Below are 21,837 nucleotides of genomic sequence, written 5' to 3' on the forward strand. Positions count from 1 at the left end.
AGGGCTGCTTCAGTTCCTCCCCGCCCCTTGGGAAAGGGAGGAAAGGGGCCGAACCTTACTCCGCCGCTTCGACACTCGAAGGGACAGCCTTTACCGCGGTCCGCGCATTGGGGGCGAAGCGGCCATCCACCGCCGCGCCCTGTTCGATCGTCAGCGCGTCATAATGGACATCGCCTTCGATCCGCGCCGTCTTGAGGATCACCAATTCGCGCGCGGTGATCGAACCCGACACCTTGCCCGCCAGCCGCGCACTTTCGGCAACGACAGCGCCGTGGATGCTGCTCTTCTCACCCTGCACGAGGCTGGCACAGGTGATGTCACCTTCCACCGTGCCGTCGATATGCAGATCGGCCGATGCGCTGATATTGCCGGTGATGGTCACATCCGCGCCGATCACGGAAAAGGTCGAACCCGAGGCCATGCTGCTGCTCCTACTTACGGGCCGCGGAGGCGGCGGGGCGGTCAGGTCGGCCGCTGCGGACTTCCTTGAGAACATCGGGGGCAGCCTCCAGAAACGGGCGCGGATTGACCGCGCGGTCATTGATGCGGACTTCGAAATGCAGGTGCGGGCCCGTCGAACGCCCGGTGCTGCCGAGCCCGCCGATGGTGGCCCCGGCGGCAACCGGTTGGCCGACTTTGACATCGATCCGCGACAGGTGAGCGTAGCGGGTCAACATCCCGTTACCATGGGTAATCTCGATCGCCTGACCATAGCCCGATTTCCATCCGGCAAAGGTCACGCGGCCTTCAGCCGCAGCGAAGATCGGCGAACCCATCGCGCCCTTGAAATCGATCCCGGCGTGCATGGCGCCATGGCCGTTGAAGGGGTCGCGGCGGTAGCCGAAGCCTGATGTGATATTCTCGACACTGGCGGGCACGACCTGCGGAATGCCATCAAGCGCGCGTTCGAGCACGGCCATGCGCGCGAGGCTGAGGCCCAGGCGTTCGAACCGCGGGTCGATGTCGTTTCCGCCGGTGATCGCTTCGAAGGGACCACCCATCGCCTGCTGCGTGTCGCGGCTCATCGCCTTGGGGTCGAGGTCCAGTTTGCGCATCGCGCTCTCGGCGCGGCGGGCGCGGGCATCGGCGAAGCGGGTCAGGCGTTCCACGAAGGCGAGCTGGCGGGCTTCGATTTCTGCGAGGCCGCGCGCCTGCGGGATCAGCGCGCCGACCTTTTGCACGGTCTTGGCCGCCTCGGTCGAAGAATCCGAGACAGTGCCGCTCGCCGCACCTTCGGCGACGATATCCTCGGGCAGCATCCGCGCCATCTCGTCGAGGAATTCCTGGCGCTGCTTGAGATCTTCGACCACCTTGTCGAGATCGCCGCCATAGGCCTTGATCCGCTCATCCGTGGTGGCGACCCGCGCTTTCTCCTCCGCGAAGGAGGCCAGGTCGGCCTCGGCCCGGTATTGTCCCCAGGCCATCACAGCGAGCGCGACAAGCCACAGCAGCGCCATCGCAAGCACGCCGACAACGACGCGAATCTGGAGTTTCGATGAGACTTTGATGAAGCGCACCTGCCCATCGGCGCGCATGAAAAACTCGCGGTCAGGGAACCACTGGCGCAGCCGTTCTACCCACGATTTCGCGGCAATTCTGTCTGACAAGCTGCGGCCCCGATTTTGTTATCTATGCCCCACGATTGCGCCGCTATCAGTGCGTTAACCTGTGGTCGAATCCTATGTGGCGCACGCAGATGAGTCGAACGGGAATCACGACGAAGTGAATGTGCTGTGGTTTCGCAACGTTAATGGCGGGCCCTGACCGCCGCGAATCGTTTGAGCCGCAAGCGACTCGCTCCCGTGGCGATGGGCCTGACAGGTGGGCTGCGTGATGCTAGACCGCGCCGCATGAATCGCATGACCGCAATCTCGCCGGGCGCTGATGCCGCCGATCCCGCTGCGCTGGTGACACGCCTTGCCGAGGCCGCGCGCCTCGCGCAGCGCGCGCTTGCGGCGATGCAGAGCGAAGCGCGCGCCGCCGCGCTGCATTGTGCGGCAGACGCGCTGCGGGCGGCCACTCCGGTGGTTCTGGAAGCGAATGCCCGGGACCTTGCAGCGGGCAAGGCGAACGGGCTGTCAGGCGCGATGCTCGACCGGCTGGCGCTCAATGAGGCGCGGGTTGCCGCGATTGCCGACGCGGTTGCCGCCGTTGCCGAACTCCCCGATCCGGTGGGGCAGATCATCGACCGGTCCGAACAGCCCAACGGGTTGCAATTTCAGCGGATTCGGGTGCCGATCGGGGTGATCGGGATCATCTACGAAAGCCGCCCCAATGTCACCGCCGATGCCACCGCGTTGTGCGTGCGCGCGGGCAATGCAGCGCTGCTGCGTGGCGGGAGCGAGGCGGTGCATTCCAATCGCGCGATCCACGCCGCGCTGGTCGAAGGCCTTGTGGCTGGCGGGGTTCCGGCCGCGGCCGTGACGCTCATCCCCTCGCAAGACCGCGCCTGTGTGGGCGCGATGCTGACCGCGAGCGGGCTGATCGACATGATCGTGCCGCGCGGCGGCAAGAGCCTCGTCGCGCGCGTCCAGGCCGATGCGCGCGTGCCGGTGCTCGCGCATCTCGACGGGATCAACCACACCTATGTCCACGCCGCCGCCGATCCGGCCATGGCCGAGGCGATCGCGGTCAATGCCAAGCTGCGCCGCACCGGCATCTGCGGGTCGATGGAGACGCTGCTGATCGATTCGGCCTATCCCAAGGCCGCCGCACTGGTCGCGACGCTGATCGACGCGGGCTGCGAAGTGCGCGGTGACGGGCGGGCGCAGGCGCTTGACCGCCGGGTGATCCCGGCAAGCGCCACCGACTGGGACACCGAATATCTCGACGCCATCCTGTCCGTGGCCGTGGTCGACGGGCTGGAGGCGGCGCTCGCGCATATTGCGCAGCATTCCTCGGCGCACACCGATGCGATCGTGACAGCGGACGCGGCGGCCGCGGAACGCTTTCTCGCCGAAGTCGACAGCGCGATCGTGATGCACAATGCCTCCTCGCAGTTCGCCGACGGCGGCGAGTTCGGCCTCGGCGCCGAGATCGGGATCGCCACCGGACGCCTGCACGCGCGCGGCCCGGTCGCGCTGGAGGGGCTCACCACCTACAAGTGGCAGGTGCGCGGGAGCGGGCAGACCCGCCCGTAAGCATGGCACGCGCCGCTCTGACCGGCCTCCTCGGCGGCAGTTTCAACCCGGCGCATGGCGGGCACCGGCGGATCACGCTGTTCGCGATGGACGCGCTGGGGCTGGAGGAGACCTGGTGGCTGGTCTCCCCCGGCAACCCGCTGAAACCGCAAGCGGGCATGGCGCCGCTGGCGGCGCGGCTCACATCGGCGCGCCATCAGGCGCGGCGCGCGCCCATCGTGCCGACCGCTATCGAGCAGCAACTCGGCACGCGCTACACGGTCGACACGCTCGCCAGGCTCACCCGGCGTTACCCCAAACGCCGCTTCATCTGGTTGATGGGGAGCGACAATCTCGCCCAGTTGCACCGCTGGAAAGACTGGCGCCGGATCGCGCGGACAATGCCGATTGCGGTCATCGCCCGTCCGGGCTATGATGCGGACGCCATGACGAGCCCCGCCATGGCCTGGCTCAGGCGCTATCGTGTGCCCGCCGCCAGCATTCGGAAACGGGGGCAATGGAGCGCACCAGCCCTGGTGTTATTGCGTTTCGATCCCGACTATCGCTCGGCCACGGCCATTCGCCGTGACCATGCCGGGTGGGCCGATGCTTTGCTTGGCAAGGGATCGGACAGTCAGGACCGAGGGGCAAAGGTGCGTGACCGGCTGACATTCCGTAAGCTCAGGCAAGAGGACAAGGCATGAGACGCAGCAGCGTTTCGGCCCGGTGCTCTGCCCGCTTGCGTCATGCAGCCTGCATTGACCTCAAACTCTGGAGATACCCGATTGCCGATGACCGAAGCCCTTGTCGCTTCCCTTCCGCTTGGCGCGGTGCAAGCCGCTGCCACCACAGCCACGTCGCTGGACAAGCCTGAGATGGCCACCAATGCCCTGCACCAGCTGGTGCTCGCGCAGCTTGACGATGATCAGGCGCAGGAAATTGTCACGATCCCGCTCGAAGGGAAAAGCTCGATTGCCGATCACATGGTGATCGCCAGCGGCCGCTCGACCCGGCAGGTGGCGTCCATGGCGCAGAAGCTGGCCGAAGAGATCAAGAAAGCCGGTTTCGGCCATGCGCGTGTCGAAGGCCTGCCGGCTGCCGACTGGGTGCTGATCGACGCAGGCGATGTGGTCGTCCATCTGTTCCGCCCCGAAGTGCGCACTTTCTACAACCTTGAACGCATGTGGTCGTTTGAGGGGTCGGAAGTCTCGATGCAGGGCCGGAACTGATTTTGTTTTGCGCTCGCCCATCCGGGCGAGCGTCCCGGGTGCTATAGAGTATTTTGTGTTCCGCAGCCCATCCGGGTTGCGAAATCCTCGCTTATGCGACCTGAAGGCCGCATCGCTGCGGGCGGGCGGTTGCCCTTGCGGTCGCTGCGCGACCGTTTGGCTATTTCCTCATGGGGTTTACGCTATCCTCCTCCACATCATCGCGCGTGGGAAAATCGGCCGCTCGCCGGAGGGTGAGCTGGTGGATCGCTATGCCAAGCGCATGACCTGGCCGTTCAAGCTCACCGAATGGCCCGATACCGGCGCGGGCAAGGTCGCCGATGCGCTGACCCCCTGCCGCACGGTGCTGCTGGATGAGCGTGGCAAGGCCATGACGTCGGAGGATTTCGCCCATCTTCTGGGCCGCTGGCGGGACGAAGGCGTGCGGGAAACGCGCTTCATGCTCGGCGCGGCGGACGGCCATTCTGACGCCGAGCGCGCCGCTGCCGACCTGCTGCTCGCCTTTGGCCCGGCGACCTGGCCGCACATGCTGGCCCGGGCGATGCTGATTGAACAACTTTACCGCGCCACCACGATCCTTGCAGGGCATCCCTATCATCGGGCATGACACCGCCATGCCGCGGCCGATCATCCTTACCCTGCTTGCCATGCTTGGCGTCGGCGGCGTGCTGGCGCTGGCCTTGCCGGAGACCCAGGCCGCACCGTCGATTGCCCTGCTCGCGCCGGACGAGGCCGAAGCCGCGCTCGCCCGGGCCACCCGTGAAAGCCGCCTGGCCGAGGGCCGCGCCGCCCGCCTGACCCGCGAGGCCGAGGCCGCGACCGAGGCCGCGACCCGCACCGCGAGCGAAGCCGCCGCCCTTGCTGCCCGGATCCAGCAGGCGGAAGCCGACATCGAAGTCGCCCGCGCCCGGCTCACCATTGCGCGGCAAGCCCGCGCCACGCTGACCGCGCGCCTCGCCAAGAAGCAGGAGCCGACCGCCCGCCTTGCCGCCGCGCTCCAGACCGCCGCCCGTCGCCCGCTGGCGCTCGCCGCCTTGCAGCCGGGATCGCTCAAGGATGTGGTCCATGTCCGTGCGGTGCTCGATAGCGCGGTGCCGCAGATCCGCGCCCGCACCGCCGCGCTGAGGAGCGAGCTTGATCGCGGCCGTGCGCTCGAAGCCCAGGCGGCGCGCGCGCTCGATCAGATGCGCAGCGGCGAAAGTGCCCTGCGCCAGCGCCGCACGGAACTCGCCACGCTCGAAAACCAGCAGCGCCTCGCCTCCCGCAATGCGCGCGGGGCAGCCTTGCGCGAAGCCGAGCGTGCGCTGGCGCTGGCCGAGGAAGCCCGCGATCTCGATGGCCTGGTGGACAAGCTCGGCGAGGTGGCGGCGCTGCGTCAGGAGCTTGCCGCGCTGCCCGGGCCGGTGCTGCGCCCGGTCGATCTCGCCGCTGCACTCCCCGCCGCACCCGCGCCCGCGCCGAGCGCAAGCACCCCGCCGCCGCGTGATTTCCAGCTTCCCGTGCAGGGCCGCACCCTCACCGGCTTCGGAGCCCGGCGCGCCAGCGGGATCGCCAGCACCGGATTGAGCCTCGCCCCGGCCAGGGACGCACAGGTGGTGGCCCCTGCCCGCGGACGGATCGCCTTTGCCGGGGCCTATCGCGGGTTCGGACGAATCGTCATCATCGAGCATGACGGCGGCTGGACGAGCCTCGTCACCGGGCTTGCGCAGGTCGAGGTCGCGGTGGGCGATCTGGTCATCGGCGGAAGCCCGTTGGGCCGCGCAAGCGGCGGAGCGGAGCCGGTCACGATCGAATTGCGGCGTGACGGCGTTCCCGTCAACCCTCTGCAATTCTTGCGTTAATTGCTCCGGTCCGGCACAGGCACCGGATGACCCTGTCCCGCGCGGGCACGCTCGATCGGCGGTGATCGCTCTCATCTGGCGTTCAGACCGCCAATCCTATACCTTGCCGCGTCAAAGGAGCCTTGCACCGTCCCATGAAAATCGCCGCTCTCCTGCGCAGCGCCGCGCTTGTCACCGCAGTCGCACTGATCCCTGCCACCACCGCCACCATGGCCCAGGTCGATGGCCGCGCCGGCCCTGAATTCGCCAAGCTGTTCGCGGTGTTCCAGCGGGTGAAGGCCAGCTATGTCGAACCGGTCGAGGATGATGTGCTGATCCGCGGCGCGATTGACGGGATGCTGGCGGCGCTCGATCCGCATTCGGCCTATCTCGATGGCAGCGATCTCCAACGGCTGGAGACCATGATCGATGGGCAATATTCGGGCCTGGGCCTGTCGGTGGTGATGGAAGACGGCGCGGTGAAGGTCGTCTCGCCGTTCCGGGGCAGCCCGGCTGAAACCGCTGGGATCAAGGCGGGCGATTTCATCACGCATCTCAATGGCAAGCTGATCGTCGACACCAAGCTTGACGATGCGGTGGCGCAGATGCGCGGGCCGAAGGGGACGTCGATCCAGCTGACGATCTTCCGTCCGGGCCGCGAAGAACCGTTGGAGGTCAACGTCACCCGCGGGGTGATCGAGCTGGAGCCCGTCACCCACGAGGTCGCGGCGGGCAATATCGGCATCATCACGGTCAATGAATTCTCCGCCAATGTCGGCGCGGACGTCTATGCCGCATGGCAGGACATCAAGAAGAAGGCGCCGGGCGGACGCGTCAACGGGCTGGTGCTCGACCTGCGCAACAATCCGGGCGGGAGCCTTGATGAATCGGTGGCGCTGTCGGACCTGTTCCTCAGCGATGGCCGGATCGTCAGCCAGCGCGGCCGCGCGCGCGGCGAAACGATGCTCTACGATGCTGAAAGCGTCTATCGCGGCGACATGGCCGAAGGCGTGCCGATGATCGTGCTGATCAACGCCGGTTCTGCTTCGGCGAGCGAGATCGTTGCGGGGGCGTTGCAGGATCATCGCCGGGCGCTTGTCATGGGTGAGCGCAGTTTCGGCAAGGGCAGCGTGCAGTCGCTGCTCCCGCTCGGCCCCGATGCCGCGCTGAAGCTGACCACCGCGCGCTACTTCACCCCGGCGGGCAAATCGGTGCAGGAAGGCGGTATCCGCCCCGACATCGCCGTGCCGCAGATCTCCGACCCGGATTACGCGCTGCGGACGAAATACCAGACCCGCGAAAGCGATCTGCGCGGCCATCTGATCAACGAACTCGCGGTCAAGGACGAGGAGATGGAGGCGGACAAGATCGCCGATCCGCGCTTCCAGCTTACCTCTGCGCAGCTTGAACAGCAGGGCGTGAAGGACTTCCAGCTGCACTACGCGATGGAAACCCTGCGCCGCACCACCAAGAGCACCGTCGCGCTTCGCCCGGCACCCCGACCGGCCAAACCCTAAGGGCGACGCGTGATGGACAATCTGGGCAAGGCCCGCGCGCTTGCCGTGCTGGTCCCGGCGGCATTGCTGGGCGGAGCCTATGTGGCGCAATATGGCTTCGGCCTGCCGCCGTGCGAGATGTGCTGGTGGCAGCGCTATCCCCATTTTGCCGCAGTCGGCCTGGGGCTGCTCGCCTATGTGATGAAGCCGCCGCAGGTGTGGACCGCGCTGGCTGGCCTCGCGATCCTGACCTCCGGGCTGATCGGCGGCTTTCATGCCGGGGTCGAATATGGCTGGTGGGAGGGGATCACCGCCTGCACCGCGCCGATGGCGGGGGCCGACGTGCTGGACTTCAACGCCGCCCCGCTGATCCGCTGCGATGTGGCCCCGTGGACCTTGTGGGGCATTTCGCTCGCCGGGTTCAATTTCCTGATTTCCAGCATCAGCGGTGCGGCTATTGTGGCGCTTGCGGCGTATAGGAAGTAAGGATTCAAACGAAGGAGCCGACAATGCAGCGCGATGAACTCCACCGCATGATCCGGGTCGATCAGGCCGGCGAATTCGGCGCGACCCGCATCTATGAAGGCCAGCTGGCCGTGATGGGCGATCGCGGCCCCCATTCGGCCGAAATCCGTCACATGGCCGCGCAGGAGGCCGAGCATCGCGCCAAGTTTGATGCGCTGCTGACCCGGCGCGGTGTCCGCCCGACGGCGCTGCATCCGTTCTGGTCGGCGGCAGGATACGGGCTGGGTGCCTTCACCGCCCTGCTCGGCCCGGAGGCGGCGATGGCCTGCACGGCGGCGGTCGAAACCGAGATCGACAAGCATTACAGCGAACAGCTCGAAAAGCTCGAAGCCACAGGGGCTGACCCGGAACTGGCTGAAATGATCGAAGCCTTCCGCGCCGATGAGCGCGATCACCTGGACGCGGCGATGGCCAACGGGGCGGAGCGTGCGCCCGCCTATCCGTTGCTGGCGGGCGCGATCCGGCTCGGCTGCCGGTTTGCCATCAAGGTGAGTGAGCGGCTTTGATTTTCGCACCGGCCTCCGCCGGTGCGTCCTCGGCGCTGTTTCAAGCCCTACGGGCTTGAGCGCCTGCGGCTCGGCCGCGTGGCCTCGCGGTCGCGGTGCGACCGAGGCCCATTACTTCGAACCCTCTTACAAACTCCAGTACACAAGCTCTTCGGGCAGCCCCTCGCGGTCCAGCGCGCTCTTCACATCCACCAGCACGCCCCCGCTACGCACGCGGGCGATGAGGTCGCCGGGGTTGGCGATGTAGGCGGCGTGGTTGACCGCCAGCACCAGCGCATCCAGCTGCACCATGGCGTCCGCCGGGCTGAGCGTGACGCCATATTCGTGCGCCGCCGCCGCCGGGTCGGCCAGCGGATCGCTCACCAGCGCTTCGATCCCGTATTCGCGCAGTTCGGCGAGGATATCGGGCACCTTGGAATTGCGGATATCGGGCACGTCCTGCTTGAAGGTCAGCCCCATGACGCCCACCCGCGCGCGGCACGGGGACACCCCGTTCGCGATCAGCAGCTTCACGACCTTCTGCGCGATTTCACGCCCCATGCTGTCATTGATCCGCCGCCCGGCCAGTATCACCTCCGGCCGGTAGCCGAGCTTTTCTGCCGCTGCCGTGAGGTAGAAGGGATCGACCCCGATGCAGTGTCCGCCGACCAGCCCGGGGGTGAAGGGCAGGAAGTTCCACTTCGTCCCCGCCGCCGCCAGCACATCGCGCGTGGCGAGGCCCATGCGGTCGAAGATCAGCGCGATTTCGTTCATCAGCGCGATGTTGAGATCGCGCTGGGTGTTCTCGATCACCTTGGCGGCCTCGGCCACCTTGATCGAGGGTGCTTCGTGGAGCCCCGCATCGACCACCGCGCCGTAAACCGCCCGCATCCGCGCCAGCGCTGCGGGGCTGTCGGCCGCGATGATCTTGGTGATGGTCTCGAGCCGGTGGACGCTGTCGCCGGGGTTGATCCGTTCGGGGCTGTAGCCGAGCGCGAAATCCTCGCCCTGCGTAAGGCCCGAATGCGCGGCGAGCCAGGGGCCGCAGATATCCTCGGTCACGCCCGGGAAGACGGTCGATTCGAACACCACCAGCGCGCCCTTGGACAGGCGCGGGCCGATGGTTTCGCAGGCGCGTTCCAAGGGGGTGAGATCGGGGCGGCGTTCCTCGGTGATCGGGGTGGGAACCGTGACAATGATCAGGCTTGCCTCCTCGAGCACCGCCGGATCATCGCTGACGGCAAGGCCGCATGACGTCAGCCGCGCGTCGTCGATCTCGCGGGTCGCATCATGTCCCGCGCGCAATTGCGCGATGCGCTGGGCTGCGATGTCGAAGCCGGTGACGTGAACGCCGCGCGCGCCAAGCCGCTCCGCCAGCGCCACGGCGACCGGCAGGCCGACATAGCCGAGGCCCACGACTGCGATTTTCCCGTCCATGCGGCTGCATAGCGCCGGAGATTTCAATATTTCGCTAACCACGCGGACCTTGGCGGCTTCACCGCGGGTTCAGCCCCGTCGGACTAGACAAGCAGCCCCGGTCGCGGGCATTGCAAGAATTCGATTTCCCGCGCACCGACAAAGGATCACGCGCCATGAAGCATCTGCTCGCCCCCGCCGCCGCTCTCGCCGCTTTCGCCGCCGCGTCGGCCCCCGCCGCTGCGCAGAGCGCGGATGAGAAGATCAACATGGTGATCGCCTATAGCGAGGCCGAATGTCCCGTTGCGCAGCCCGGCGAAGTGGTGGTGTGCGAGATTCTGGTCGAGGAGGAGCGGTACCGCATCCCCTCCAACCTGCGCTATTCCGACAATCCCGCCAATCAGTCGCTCGCGCGGCAGGTCGATCAGATCAAGTATGTCGGCGATTTCGGCGCGATGAGCTGCTCGCCTGCGGGCGCGGGCGGGTTCACCGGTTGCACCCAGAAGTTCGTCGAGGCCTGGGCCGCCGACCGTAAGGAGCGCGATGCGGTGCGTTTTGGCCAGCTGATCGAAAAGGCACGCGCCGAACGCCTCTCAACCATCGACGCGGATGCCGCCGCCGAGCAGGAGCGGGTCGAGATGATCGAGCGCGAATATATGCAACGGCTTGAGCGGGAACGGCAGGGCGAACTGCCGGGCGAAGGCCAACTCCCCCCGCCGCCGAAGTAGCCCTCAGACGCGATAATAGTCCCGATACCACGCGACAAACCGCGCCACCCCTTCGCGGAACGGGGTTTGCGGGGCGTAGCCGGTGAGGGATTTGAGCAGCGACGCATCGGCCCAGGTCGCGGGCACATCGCCCTGCTGCATCGGCATGAAATTCTTCACCGCCTCACGCCCGCACTCGGCCTCGATCGCGGTGATGAAGTCCATCAGCCGCACCTTGTCGCCATTGCCGATATTCACCACCCGGAACGGCGCGACCGGCGAGAGGCTGTCGCCCTCGGCAATGTCCTCGGGCGTATCGGGCCGCACCGGGGCCGCGTCGATCAGCAGGCGGATGCCGCGCACCAGATCGGTGACGTAGGTAAAGTCGCGGTACATCTCGCCATCATTGTAGATGTCGATCGGCGTGCCTTCGAGGATCCCGCGGGTGAACTTGAACAAGGCCATGTCGGGCCGTCCCCATGGGCCGTAGACCGTGAAGAAGCGGAACATCGTGGTCGGCAGGTTCCACAGATGGGCGTAGGAATGCGCCATCGCCTCGTTCGCCTTCTTGGTCGCGGCGTAGAGGGTGAGGGGGGTGTCGACCTTCATCCCTTCGTGGAACGGCATCGCGGTCTCGGCCCCGTAGACCGATGAAGTCGAGGCCATCAGCAAGTGATCGACCCCGAGCTCGCGCGCGCATTCCATCACGTTGAAGGTGCCGATCAGGTTCGCGTCGATGTAGGCGCGCGGATTCTCCAGCGAGTATCGCACCCCGGCCTGCGCGGCGAGGTGGACGATCACATCGGGCTTTTCAGCCAGCGCCAGCGCGCGCAATGTCTCGAAATCCTCGAGCATCCCCTCCACGCAGGAGAAATGCGGGTGTTGCAGCAGCATCTGGTGCCGCCGCTGCTTGATGCGCACGTCATAGTAATCGGTCATGCCGTCGAAGCCGACGACGCGGAATCCCTCTTCCAGCAAAAGTTGCGAGAGGTGGAAGCCGATGAACCCGGCAGAGCCAGTGACAAGAACGGTGCGCATGGAGGCGCTCTCTAACGCGCCAAGCTTAAGAAAGCGCGATATCCGGTGCGTCTTCCTGCTTCATGCCGACCACGTGGTACCCTGCATCGACATGGTGCGTCTCACCCGTGACGCCCGAGGACAGGTCGGACAGGAGATACAGCCCCGCGCCGCCGACATCGTCGATCGTGACATTGCGGCGCAGCGGTGCGTTGAGCTCGTTCCACTTGAGGATGTAGCGGAAGTCGCCGATCCCGCTCGCCGCCAGCGTCTTGATCGGCCCGGCGCTGATCGCGTTGACGCGGATATTCCGCGGGCCGAGATCGTTGGCGAGATATTTGACGCTAGTCTCCAACGCCGCCTTGGCGACACCCATGACGTTGTAATGCGGCACGACCTTTTCCGCGCCGTAATAGCTCAGCGTCAGGATCGCGCCGCCGGTCTCGGGCATCATCGCGGCGGCGCGCTGGGTGATCGCCACCAGCGAATAGGCCGAGATGTTCATCGTCATCAGGAAGTTGTCGAGGCTGGTATCGACATAGTGGCCGCGCAGCTCGTTCTTGTCGGAATAGCCGATCGCGTGGACCACGAAATCGAGACTGTCCCAGCGCTCTTTCAGAGTCGCGAAGGCAGCGTCCAGCGACTCCATCTTCGATACGTCGCATTCGAAGGTGAAATCGCTGCCCAGTTCGGCGGCGAGCGGCTTGACCCGCTTGGCCAGCGCATCGCCCTGATAGGAGAACGCCAGTTCCGCGCCATGCTCGGCCAGCTTTTTGGCAATGCCCCAGGCCAGCGACTTGTCATTGGCCAGCCCCATGATCAGCCCGCGCTTGCCCGCCATCAGCCCGGATCCAGCGTTACCATTCATCCTGTCGTCTCCTCTGCGGGCCTGCCCGCCAGCTTCTCAGGCTCGGCCAGCGCTGCGTTCAACTGCGCTCCGATAACGAGGCCGAGGCCGACGAGCCAGAAAAAGAACAGCGTCACCATCGTGCCGGCCAGGCTTCCATAGGTGACGTCATAGCTGAAAACATTGCGCAGCACGACCGGCAGCGCGGCGGTGACCGAAACCCACCACGCTGTCGTGAACAGCGCACCGGGCCATTTCGGAAAGGCCTTGCCGCGATAGGAGCGGGGGGTCAGCGTCACAAACAGCACCCACAGCGACCCGCCAAGGCCCAGCGCGGGGACGATCCGCGAATAGCGCAGCCATGCAATCAGCTCACCCAGCTGCGGCAGGCGCGCGTCGATCACCTGCTGCGCCGCGCCGATCGCCACCTGCGCAAACAGCGAGATCATCAACAGCACCACCGCACCCAGAATCAGCCCTGCCGACAGCAGGCGATACCGCCAGAACGCCAGCCGCGCCTTGGTGCCATAGGCGCGGCGCAGGATGTCGCGGATTGTCTCGATCAGGCTCGATACGGTCCACAGCGCGACCAAGGCGCCGAGGCCCAGCAGCCAGCCCGATCGTGCGTTCATCACGGTTTCGGCCACCGGGGCGATGACCTCGGCGACGGTGGGCGGCAGGGCCAGGCCGATGGCCGTGATCATGCCCTGCGCGCTCTCGCGCCCGCCGATCAGTTCGAACAGAGCCGCGCCCAGCACAAAGAACGGGAAGATCGCGACCATCGACAGATAGGCGAGGTTGCCCGCGTGGATGAAGCCTTCGTTATAAGTGCCCGCGAGCACCCGGCCTGCCACCTCAAACACGCGGCTGCCGGGCCCCAGCACCCGCCTGAGGTGTGCCATGATCCCGCTGCGGGATTCGCCTTCGCCATGGCGCGCGCGTTGCTTGCGCGCTTCGGGAGAGAGCGAGCGGACTTCGCGTTCTTGCGGCTGCGCGCGGCTGTCTGCGCTCATATCGGGCTCCTTGCGCGCCCCGGCCTACAGGCCGAACTTCTCGCGCGGGTGGGCCGTGTCTACCCAGCCTTCAAGCCGTTGTTCCAATGCCTCGAGATCGGCGGGCAGTTGAATGGCGATCGTCACCAGCTGATCGCCCCGTTCGGGCTTGCCGTCGACCGTCTTGCCGTTCTTGCGCGTCCAGCCCTTGCCGGCCAGCCGCAGCACGGTGCCGGACGACGAGCCTGGCTTGACCGTCAGCATCACCGCGCCATCGACGGTGGGGCATTTGACCTTGGCCCCGCGCACCGCTTCATCGAGCGTGATCGGCAGGTCCATGCGGATATTGTCGCCGTCCCGCCGAAAGAACGGGTGGCTGCCGACTTCGACCATCACGATCCCGTCGCCATGGCCGCCGGTGCCGGGTTGGCCCTTGTCCTTGAGGCGCATCATCGTGCCATCTTCGACGCCAGCAGGCAGCTTCAGGTTGATCGCCTTGCCATCGGCCAGCGTGATGCGCTGATCGCGTCCGGCAGCGGCATCGACGAATGGCACGGCGAGCCGGTAATGGATGTCCGCGCCCCGTTTGGGCGGGGGCGGAGGCGGCTGGCGGCCGAAACCGCGCCGCGGCGGAGGCTGCTGCTGGCGGCCGCGTCCGCCAAACAGGCCTTCGAACAGGTCGCCGAGATCGACGTCATCCGCGCCGAATCCCGCAAAGTCGGCCGCACCTGGCCCGCTGGCGCCATAGGTGCCGCCCCGACCATTGCCCGGCCGCGCGCCCATCCCGGCAAAGGGATTGGCGGGGTTGCCGTCGGCGTCGATCTCGCCCCGGTCATATTGCGCGCGCTTCGCCTTGTCCGACAGCAGATCATAGGCGCGGGTGGCCTCGGAGAATTTCTCCGATGCCTGAGGATTGTCCTTGTTCCGGTCGGGGTGCAGCTCCTTGGCAAGCTTGCGATAGGCGCTCTTGATGTCCGCCTCGGACGCCGTGCGGGCAATGCCAAGAGTGCTGTAGGGGTCGCGCATGGCGTATTAGCTAGGTGAGACAGTCGCGGTGTGCAAGCTTGCGGGTGATGCCGGGGCAACGGGAAATTTACGATGCGCGCCTTTCCCCGCTGCGCGCGCGTAACTATGTGCCCCCCAGTCACCAAGGAACTCAGTGCCCATGTCCGATGCCACCCCTCTCGACGATGCCCAGTTGGCGGATAGTGTGCTGCCTGCGGGCGGCGATCCCTTTGATCTGTTCGAGGAATGGTTCGCCGCCGCGCAAGTGGGCGAACTCAACGATCCCAATGCCATGGCCCTCGCCACCGCGACGGCGGATGCGGCGCCGTCAGTACGGATGGTGCTGCTGAAGGGCCACGGCAAGGACGAGAACCCCGAAGGCATGACCGGCGGGGGCTTCACCTTCTTTACCAATGCCGAAAGCCGCAAAGGCCAGCACATCCGCGCCAATATGCAGGCCGCGTTGCTGTTCCACTGGAAGAGCCTGCGCCGCCAGATCCGCATCGAAGGCCCGTTGATCGAGGTCTCGCCCGCCCGCGCCGATGCCTATTTCCACTCGCGCCCCTACAAGAGCCAGGTCGGCAGCGCGGCGAGCGATCAGTCGCGCCCCTTGGCCGAGCGGCAGACCTATCTCGACCGGGTGCAGGAATTGTGGGCCGCACATGAGGCGGAAGGCAAGGTGCCGCGCCCGCCGCATTGGACGGGCTTCACCTTGAGCCCGCGCCGAATCGAATTCTGGATCGACCGCGACAACCGGTTGCATGACCGCCGCGAATTCGTCCGCGACGCCGCAGATGCGCCGTGGTCGGACACGCTCCTGTATCCCTGAGGATTGACCCGATGACGCAGAAAATCCCCTATTGGCACGTCGATGCCTTCGCCGCCCGGCCCTTCGGCGGGAATCAGGCGGCCGTGATGGTGCTGGAAGAATGGCTGCCCGACGATGTGCTGGTGCAGATCGGGGGGGAGAACCTCTTCGCAGAAACCGCCTTCGTGGTGCGCGACGCGAGCGGAGAGGCGGACTGGGAGCTGCGCTGGTGCACCCCCACCTACGAGATTGCGCTGTGCGGCCACGCGACGCTGGCGAGTGGCCATGTGTTGCTCCAGCGGGACGGGGGGGAGCGGGTGACGTTCCGCACCCGCAAGTCGGGCATTCTGGAAGTGGTCAGGGCTGGCGAGGGCTACGAACTCGCGCTTCCCGCGATTGCCACGCAGGCCGATACCGCCCCTAATCAGGCCGAGGCGATCCGCCTGCTCGGCGCGAAGCCGCTCGAGGTGTTCCGCTCGGAATTGGGCTACAACGTCTACCTCTACGCCAACGAGGCTGCGGTGCGCGGCCTTGCGCCGGACATTCGCGGGCTGGAGCAGCTGGGCAAAGACCAGTTCATCGTGACGGCGCCCGGCGTGGCGACTGACATCGTCAGCCGCGTGTTCGTGCCCGGCGGGGGGGTGGACGAGGACAGCGTGACCGGCTCGGCCCATGCGGTGCTGACCCCGTTCTGGGCGAAGCGGCTGGGGCGGGACAGCTTCACCGCCCATCAGGCAAGCCAGCGCGGCGGCGATCTGACGCTGCGGCTTGATGGCGACCGGGCGTGGCTCGGCGGGCCGTGCGTGACGGTGGTCGAGGGATCGTTCTGCCTCTGACAAAAGGTCTGTGATGCCCCGCGCAGGCGGGGGTCTCAGGCTGTTTGCGCCAAGCATCGGGAGGCGCCCGCCTGCGCGGGAGCGCCCGAGGAGTCAGCGAGCGGGATACAGCTCCAGCACATCCGCCGCCTGCTGCAACATCGGCGGGCGCTCCATGCTGTCCGAATGGCCGAGCCGCACCAGCGTCACCCGCTGGCTGGGCGAAACCAGCACATATTGCCCCATATGCCCGATCAGCGAGAACAGGCTTTGCGGCGCGCGATCGGGGAACAGCGGGTGCTCGCTCGCCGGGGTGCCGGGAATGGGACGGTTGAGCCAGGTCTGGAACCCGTAATGCGGACTGCGGGGGGAGGGCGTGACCATCGCCTCGACCCAGCGCTGCGGCACCAGCTGCTCGCCGCCGGGCGCGCGGCCCTTGAGGCGGAGGAACTCGCCCAGCTTGGCCCAGTCGCGCGCGGTGGCGTGCATCAGGCTGCCGCCGATCAGCGTGCCGCTCGCATCGAACTCGGGCAGCATTGATGTCATGCCGAGCGGACCGAACAGCCGCACCTGGAGGTAATCCGCCACCGCCTTGCGCCGCGCCTCTGGCTTGTCGCTGGTGGTCAGCGCCCGCGCGGCGATATCGGCGAGGATCACGCTGGTGTTCGAGGAATACTCGAACAGCTTGCCCGGCTCGGCTTCGAGCGGCTGCTCCTCCGCCCACTTGGCCATGTTGTCGCGCCCGTCGAGGAACAGCATCCTGACCTCGCTCGATTCATAGGGCGGATCGCCCGCTTCGGTATGGCGCAGCCCGCTGCGCATCTGGAGCAGCTGGCGCACAGTGATCTCGGCGCGCGGATCGCCGGGGCGCTGCCACAGGGGGACAGGCGCGGGGGCATCGAGGCTGAGCTTGCCGTCAGCGACCAGCATTCCGATCAGCACGCCGGTGACGGTCTTGGCCATCGACCAGCTGATGAAGCGGGTGTCCTTGTCATAGCCCGGGCCATAGCGTTCGGCGGCCAGCTTGCCGTTCGCCATCACCACCACGGCGCGGGTTTCGCCGAGGCCCGGCATCGTGAACAGATCGTCGATCGAGCGGGCCAGCTGATCCTTCGGCGCCCCGGCATCCGCGGTCACTGCGGCGAGCGCGGCTTCGGACAGGGGGGCTTGTCCCGGCGGCGTCGATCCGCAGGCGGCAAGCATCAGCAGGGCTGGCGCTAGCAGGGCCGCGCGATTATGGGCAGGCGATCCAAGGGTCATGCGGCCCCCAATTCCCGATGCGCGAAGGCTTGGCAATGGCGAAATCATCCCCCGGCACAGCGATCCGCCGTCCGCGTTACGGGCTGTGGCTGCTCGCGATCGTCGCGCTGGGCGTGGGCGGCGCGGCCTGGGCGTTTCGTGAGCCGATCAATGGCTATGGCAGCATCGCGTCGGCCTATTCGGCGCGGGTCGCCTGTTCGTGCCGCTTTGTCGCGGGCCGCAGTCTTGAGGATTGCCGGAAGGACAAGCTCGCCGGGATGGAGGCCGTGACCCTGCGCGACAATCCCGAGGCCAAGAGCGTCACCGCCCGCTTCCCGCTGGTGGCCGAGGCAACCGCCACCTATCGCGAAGGCTATGGCTGTGTGCTGGAGCCGTGGGAGGGTTAGGCTTCAACCTTTTCGGTCGAATCAATCCATCCGCCGCCGATCACTCTGTCGCCCGCATAGATAACCGCCGCCTGACCCGGCGCGACTCCGAATTCGGGTTCTGCAAAGCGGATCGTAACCGCCGCTCCATCACCCAGCGCCCCCTCTAAGGTCACCCGAACGGGCTTGGCGAGGCTGCGCACCTTGGCGGTCAGCGGTTCGGCAGGCACCGGGCCGATGCGGTTGGTCTCGGTCAGGCGCGCGACGGCGACCGCCAGCATCCGCTTCGGCCCGACCCGCACCTCGCGGCTCGGCGCGTCGAGGCCGATCACATAGAGCGGTTCGGGCTGGCCGCCGATTTCGAGGCCCTTCCTCTGGCCCACGGTGAAGTGGACGATGCCCTTGTGCTCGCCCAGCACCGCACCGGTCGCGGCGTGGACGATCGCCCCCGGCGCCGCGCCCTCGGGGCGGACCTTGGTGACGATCTTGGCGTAATTGCCGTCGGGCACGAAGCAGATGTCCTGCGAATCCGGTTTGGCCGCGTTCCTGAGGCCCGCCGCCTCGGCGAGTTCGCGCACCTGCGGCTTGGGCATCCCGCCCAAGGGGAAGCGCAGGTAATCCAGCTGCGCTTCGGTGGTGCCATAGAGAAAATAGGACTGGTCGCGCGCCGGATCATGCGCGCGGTGCAGCTCCACCCCGGCCTCGCCCGTCACCCGGCGGACATAGTGCCCGGTGGCAAGACAATCCGCCCCCAACTCGCGCGCCATGCGGAACAGGTCGGTGAACTTGGGCCCCATGTTGCAGCGGATGCAGGGCACCGGCGTCCGCCCGGCGAGATATTCGTCGGCGAACTGTTCGACCACTTCCTCGCGGAAGGCGCTTTCATGGTCGAAGACATAATGCGCGATCCCCAGCCTGTCGGCCACCGCGCGCGCGTCACGAATGTCGTCGCCCGCGCAGCACGCGCCCTTGCGGCCCGTCGCCGCGCCGTAATCGTAAAGCTGGAGCGTGATGCCGATCACCTCCGCCCCGCTGGCATGGGCGAGCGCGGCGACCACCGAGGAATCGACCCCGCCGCTCATGGCCACGACGATCCGGCATTCGGCGGCCGGGCGCGGCAGATCGAACAGCGCGGCAGCGTCTTCCGGGGCCATCAGGCCGGTGTCGAGAAGGGTGGGGGTGTCCATGAGCGGGCCGCGATATAGCGAGCCCCGACCCGTTTCGCCAGTGGCGCCAATTCCGTGCGCGATTCCAGCAAGATGACCTTGCCTGATCCGCCAGCACTATTCCTAAGCCCGGGTAAATGCCCCTTTTACCGGATTTTGACGCACTCGGGTTAGGAAGGGCGATGATGTTTGAGAAAGCCCAGCCTTTCAATGCGCTCAGCGGCGCGCTTTCCGGTGGTCGTCCCGCCGACGAACGCACCCGCGTGCGGGCGTCGGCCCCCGGTGCGAGTGAGGAGCGATTCGCCCAGCGTCCGGCGCGGCGCGCGGGTGAGGCTCTGCGCGCGCTCGAATGGAGCGAGCTGACCGCCCGCCTCAACGCCGCGCGCGATCTGCGGCTGTTGTTGCGAACCGAATCGCACGCGCCGATCGAGCAGACCGCCGCCAGCTTCGGCGATGCGGCTGCAAGTTACTTTGCGCTTCTCGACGATAGCGAACCGGGTGTTAACCTTGATGCTTTAGGGCAATCTAAAGCCTTGGGTGCAAAGGTTGGCGCCGACGAAGCCAACCGCCCGGGCGACGCGAAAGGATTATCCTCCGACGCGCCCTGCGGCGATGCGAGAGACGAGCAATGATTGAGAACCAGGACATCCGCCCCGCACAGGTTATCGGCCCGCTTGGCGAGCCGCTGACGCTTGCCGACCTGCCTTCTCCCCAGACCAAGCGTTGGGTGGTGCGGCGCAAGGCCGAGGTCGTGGCTGCCGTGAATGGCGGGCTGCTGACGCTTGACGAAGCGCTCGCGCGGTATGGCCTGACGCTGGAGGAGTTCGCTTCGTGGCAGCGTGCGGTCGACCGTTCGGGGATGCACGGGCTGCGCGTCACCAAGATCCAGCACTACCGCGACCTCTACGAGCGCCAGCTCAAGTACTGACGCCCGCTTCGTTTCGTCCCACCGACAGCCCGCTCCGCCCGTAAGGCGTTGCGGGCTGTCGGCGTTTGGCGGCACTCCCTGTCCACGACAGCGCGCAGATCTCGCGCATCAGCTGCCGGTATGGGAGACACGTTATGGGATGGATTATCGCGTTGATTGTTGGCGGTGTGGCGGGCTGGCTGGCCAGCCTCCTGATGAAGCGCGATGCATCAATGGGCGTCGTCCTCAACATCGTGGTCGGCTGTGTCGGTTCCGTGATCGGCAATCTGATTGCCGGCCCCCTGCTCGGCATCAGCGGCAGCGTGCAGGAATTCTCGATCCGAGGATTGATCATTGCCGTGATCGGCGCGGTGGTGTTGCTCGGGATCGTCAATTTGATCCAGCGCGGCCGCGTGCGCTAACGCGATCGTCTTCCCTCGCTCGGAACCGATGGGCCGCGCCTTTCGTCTAGGCTGAAAGTCATCGGTCGATGCAGTCATTGCAGGCCAACGCCCGACAATCTATGAGGCGTTGCAGTTGGTGACTTATGCGAGTAATACACTTCGTGGTCGGCGTGTCCGCTGCGCGGAACCGGTCCGAGTGAGGGAATGGCGATGAATTACGAGACGACAATCACGGCCGAAGCCGCTGACGGGGTGACCACCGAGTTTGCCGGTGCGCGCACGCTTGCTGCGCCCGCGCTCCCGCGGTGGCTGATTGTTGGCGGGCTTGGCGTGTTCGGGCTGTTGCTTGCCATTGCGGCGTGGTTCGCGCTGGCCGGCGGCGAGCCCGTGGCGGTTGACGATGACAATTCGCAGGCCCCTTCCGTCACGGTCGTCACGCCCGGCAAGACGACCGTCGCTGGCGAGATCGAGGCGCCGGGCACGCTGGCGGCGCGCCGCCCGATGCCGGTTGGCGTCGTGGGTGAAGGCGGGCAGGTCCTGCGGGTTACCGTCGATGCGGGCGATTGGGTGCAACAGGGGCAAGTGCTGGCGGTGATCGACCGTTCGGTGCAGGTCCAGCAGGCCGCCGCGCAATCCGCGCAGATCGATGTTGCCCAGGCCGACGCCAATCTGGCGCAAGCGAACCTTGATCGCGCCTCCCAGCTGGTGGCGCGCGGGTTCGTTTCCAAGGCCGATATCGACCGGCTGACCGCCGTGCGCGACGCTGCCGTCGCCCGCGTCAAGGTCGCGCAGGCGCAGTTCGGCGAGCAGCGTGCCCGCAATGAGCGACTCAATATCTATGCGCCCGCCACCGGCTATGTCCTCGCCCGCAATGTCGAACCCGGCCAGACGGTCGGTGCCGGCTCGGCGGCGCTGTTCACCATCGCCAGCGGCGGCGAGATGGAGATGCTCGCGCAGCTTTCCGAAGAACAGCTGAGCAAGCTTTCCGTCGGGACGATGGCGACCATCACCCCAACCGGATCGGACAAGAGCTTCTCGGGTCAGATCTGGCAGGTCGCCCCGGTGATCGATGCGACGACCCGGCAGGGCACCGCGCGGATCGCATTGTCCTTCGCGCCGGAGCTGCGGCCCGGCGGCTTTGCCACGGCACGGATCAATGCCGGCAGCTTCAGCGCGACGGTGCTTCCTGAAAGCGCCGTGCTCGCCGATAGTCAGGGCAGCTTCGTCTACGTCATCGGCAAGGACAAGAAGGCCGTGCGCCGCCCGGTCAAGACCGGCGCGGTGACAGCCAACGGCCTCGCCATCACCGAGGGCCTCACCGGCTCTGAGCAGGTCGTGCTGCGCGCCGGCGGGTTCCTCAACCCCGGTGAAACCGTCAACCCCCAGCCCCTCAAGAAGTAATCGCGTCCATCCCCGCGGCGGTTTTCCGCGTAACCGACGGGGAGCGGGCACAG

The 21,837-nt window shown here is 66.8% G+C and carries 25 protein-coding genes; 16 read left to right on the forward strand and 9 right to left on the reverse strand.

Features of this window, described 5'->3' with window-relative positions:
- Nucleotides 1–55: 55 nt before the first annotated feature.
- Both ACLBKT_RS14325 and ACLBKT_RS14330 read right to left on the reverse strand, forming a co-directional pair.
- Nucleotides 56–421, reverse strand: coding sequence for a polymer-forming cytoskeletal protein (locus ACLBKT_RS14325; protein ID WP_410183576.1), 366 nt, complete (start codon nt 419–421; stop codon nt 56–58).
- Nucleotides 422–431: 10 nt separating this feature from the next.
- Nucleotides 432–1,607, reverse strand: coding sequence for a peptidoglycan DD-metalloendopeptidase family protein (locus ACLBKT_RS14330; RefSeq protein ID WP_410183577.1), 1,176 nt, complete (start codon nt 1,605–1,607; stop codon nt 432–434).
- A gap of 243 nt (nt 1,608–1,850) precedes the next feature.
- Between ACLBKT_RS14330 and ACLBKT_RS14335 the strand changes: the two genes are divergently transcribed.
- From ACLBKT_RS14335 to ACLBKT_RS14370, 8 genes are all read left to right on the forward strand, one after another.
- Nucleotides 1,851–3,140 carry a glutamate-5-semialdehyde dehydrogenase gene (locus ACLBKT_RS14335; RefSeq protein ID WP_410183578.1) on the forward strand — a complete coding sequence of 430 codons (1,290 nt, stop codon included), beginning with the start codon at nt 1,851–1,853 and terminating at the stop codon, nt 3,138–3,140.
- Nucleotides 3,141–3,142: 2 nt separating this feature from the next.
- On the forward strand, nt 3,143–3,823 hold the full coding sequence (locus ACLBKT_RS14340; protein ID WP_410183579.1) for a nicotinate-nucleotide adenylyltransferase: 681 nt from the start codon (nt 3,143–3,145) through the stop codon (nt 3,821–3,823).
- An 87-nt stretch (nt 3,824–3,910) separates the two neighbouring features.
- Complete coding sequence (gene rsfS, locus ACLBKT_RS14345) at nt 3,911–4,348, forward strand: ribosome silencing factor (protein ID WP_410183580.1); 438 nt, start codon at nt 3,911–3,913, stop codon at nt 4,346–4,348.
- 184 nt (nt 4,349–4,532) lie between these two features.
- The gene (locus ACLBKT_RS14350) at nt 4,533–4,955 is read left to right on the forward strand and encodes a 23S rRNA (pseudouridine(1915)-N(3))-methyltransferase RlmH (protein ID WP_410183705.1); all 423 of its coding nucleotides are present in this window, start codon (nt 4,533–4,535) and stop codon (nt 4,953–4,955) included.
- Between the two features lie 7 nt (nt 4,956–4,962).
- Entirely contained in the window at nt 4,963–6,189 is a 1,227-nt protein-coding gene (locus ACLBKT_RS14355) for a murein hydrolase activator EnvC family protein (protein ID WP_410183581.1), read from the forward strand.
- A 134-nt stretch (nt 6,190–6,323) separates the two neighbouring features.
- Entirely contained in the window at nt 6,324–7,685 is a 1,362-nt protein-coding gene (locus ACLBKT_RS14360) for a S41 family peptidase (protein ID WP_410183582.1), read from the forward strand.
- Nucleotides 7,686–7,697: 12 nt separating this feature from the next.
- A complete protein-coding gene (locus tag ACLBKT_RS14365) occupies nt 7,698–8,150 on the forward strand; it encodes a disulfide bond formation protein B (protein WP_410183583.1) in 453 nt (150 codons plus the stop codon).
- A gap of 23 nt (nt 8,151–8,173) precedes the next feature.
- A complete protein-coding gene (locus ACLBKT_RS14370) occupies nt 8,174–8,695 on the forward strand; it encodes a demethoxyubiquinone hydroxylase family protein (protein WP_410183584.1) in 522 nt (173 codons plus the stop codon).
- A gap of 126 nt (nt 8,696–8,821) precedes the next feature.
- Here the strand turns inward: ACLBKT_RS14370 and ACLBKT_RS14375 are convergent, their stop codons facing one another.
- Entirely contained in the window at nt 8,822–10,111 is a 1,290-nt protein-coding gene (locus ACLBKT_RS14375; protein WP_410183585.1) for a nucleotide sugar dehydrogenase, read from the reverse strand.
- 155 nt (nt 10,112–10,266) lie between these two features.
- Between ACLBKT_RS14375 and ACLBKT_RS14380 the strand changes: the two genes are divergently transcribed.
- Nucleotides 10,267–10,818: a hypothetical protein gene (locus tag ACLBKT_RS14380; RefSeq protein WP_410183586.1), complete on the forward strand. Its 552-nt coding sequence runs from the start codon at nt 10,267–10,269 to the stop codon at nt 10,816–10,818.
- Nucleotides 10,819–10,821: 3 nt separating this feature from the next.
- Here ACLBKT_RS14380 and ACLBKT_RS14385 read toward each other — a convergent pair whose 3' ends face one another.
- Genes ACLBKT_RS14385 through ACLBKT_RS14400 form a run of 4 tightly spaced genes read right to left on the reverse strand, consistent with a single transcriptional unit; the run spans nt 10,822 to nt 14,679 of the window.
- The gene (locus ACLBKT_RS14385; protein ID WP_410183587.1) at nt 10,822–11,835 is read right to left on the reverse strand and encodes an NAD-dependent epimerase/dehydratase family protein; all 1,014 of its coding nucleotides are present in this window, start codon (nt 11,833–11,835) and stop codon (nt 10,822–10,824) included.
- A gap of 25 nt (nt 11,836–11,860) precedes the next feature.
- Complete coding sequence (gene fabI, locus ACLBKT_RS14390) at nt 11,861–12,655, reverse strand: enoyl-ACP reductase FabI (RefSeq protein WP_410183706.1); 795 nt, start codon at nt 12,653–12,655, stop codon at nt 11,861–11,863.
- Between the two features lie 23 nt (nt 12,656–12,678).
- Nucleotides 12,679–13,674: a YihY/virulence factor BrkB family protein gene (locus tag ACLBKT_RS14395; protein WP_410183588.1), complete on the reverse strand. Its 996-nt coding sequence runs from the start codon at nt 13,672–13,674 to the stop codon at nt 12,679–12,681.
- A gap of 24 nt (nt 13,675–13,698) precedes the next feature.
- Nucleotides 13,699–14,679: a DnaJ C-terminal domain-containing protein gene (locus ACLBKT_RS14400; protein ID WP_410183589.1), complete on the reverse strand. Its 981-nt coding sequence runs from the start codon at nt 14,677–14,679 to the stop codon at nt 13,699–13,701.
- Between the two features lie 139 nt (nt 14,680–14,818).
- Between ACLBKT_RS14400 and pdxH the strand changes: the two genes are divergently transcribed.
- Both pdxH and ACLBKT_RS14410 read left to right on the forward strand, forming a co-directional pair.
- Nucleotides 14,819–15,487: a pyridoxamine 5'-phosphate oxidase gene (pdxH, locus tag ACLBKT_RS14405; RefSeq protein WP_410183590.1), complete on the forward strand. Its 669-nt coding sequence runs from the start codon at nt 14,819–14,821 to the stop codon at nt 15,485–15,487.
- Nucleotides 15,488–15,498: 11 nt separating this feature from the next.
- Entirely contained in the window at nt 15,499–16,302 is an 804-nt protein-coding gene (locus ACLBKT_RS14410) for a PhzF family phenazine biosynthesis protein (RefSeq protein ID WP_410183591.1), read from the forward strand.
- 93 nt (nt 16,303–16,395) lie between these two features.
- Here ACLBKT_RS14410 and ACLBKT_RS14415 read toward each other — a convergent pair whose 3' ends face one another.
- Nucleotides 16,396–17,541, reverse strand: a complete 1,146-nt coding sequence (locus ACLBKT_RS14415; RefSeq protein WP_410183592.1) for a serine hydrolase domain-containing protein — start codon at nt 17,539–17,541, stop codon at nt 16,396–16,398.
- A gap of 35 nt (nt 17,542–17,576) precedes the next feature.
- Here ACLBKT_RS14415 and ACLBKT_RS14420 point away from each other — a divergent pair, with 35 nt between their 5' ends.
- A complete protein-coding gene (locus ACLBKT_RS14420; protein WP_410183593.1) occupies nt 17,577–17,927 on the forward strand; it encodes a hypothetical protein in 351 nt (116 codons plus the stop codon).
- Here ACLBKT_RS14420 and mnmA read toward each other — a convergent pair.
- Nucleotides 17,924–19,093, reverse strand: a complete 1,170-nt coding sequence (gene mnmA / locus ACLBKT_RS14425) for a tRNA 2-thiouridine(34) synthase MnmA (RefSeq protein ID WP_410183594.1) — start codon at nt 19,091–19,093, stop codon at nt 17,924–17,926. The genes ACLBKT_RS14420 and mnmA overlap by 4 nt on opposite strands.
- Nucleotides 19,094–19,254: 161 nt before the next feature.
- Here mnmA and ACLBKT_RS14430 point away from each other — a divergent pair, with 161 nt between their 5' ends.
- The 4 genes from ACLBKT_RS14430 (at nt 19,255) to ACLBKT_RS14445 (ending at nt 21,784) form a co-directional block, all read left to right on the forward strand.
- Entirely contained in the window at nt 19,255–19,704 is a 450-nt protein-coding gene (locus ACLBKT_RS14430; RefSeq protein WP_410183595.1) for a hypothetical protein, read from the forward strand.
- Nucleotides 19,701–20,000: a DUF1153 domain-containing protein gene (locus tag ACLBKT_RS14435; RefSeq protein WP_068350083.1), complete on the forward strand. Its 300-nt coding sequence runs from the start codon at nt 19,701–19,703 to the stop codon at nt 19,998–20,000. The genes ACLBKT_RS14430 and ACLBKT_RS14435 overlap by 4 nt, the downstream gene beginning before the upstream one ends.
- Nucleotides 20,001–20,134: 134 nt before the next feature.
- Entirely contained in the window at nt 20,135–20,401 is a 267-nt protein-coding gene (locus ACLBKT_RS14440; RefSeq protein WP_410183596.1) for a GlsB/YeaQ/YmgE family stress response membrane protein, read from the forward strand.
- A gap of 192 nt (nt 20,402–20,593) precedes the next feature.
- Complete coding sequence (locus ACLBKT_RS14445) at nt 20,594–21,784, forward strand: efflux RND transporter periplasmic adaptor subunit (RefSeq protein ID WP_410183597.1); 1,191 nt, start codon at nt 20,594–20,596, stop codon at nt 21,782–21,784.
- Nucleotides 21,785–21,837: the final 53 nt, after the last annotated feature.

The organism is Erythrobacter sp. W302b, from assembly GCF_046452395.1.
In the GTDB taxonomy this organism is placed as follows: Bacteria; Pseudomonadota; Alphaproteobacteria; order Sphingomonadales; family Sphingomonadaceae; genus Erythrobacter.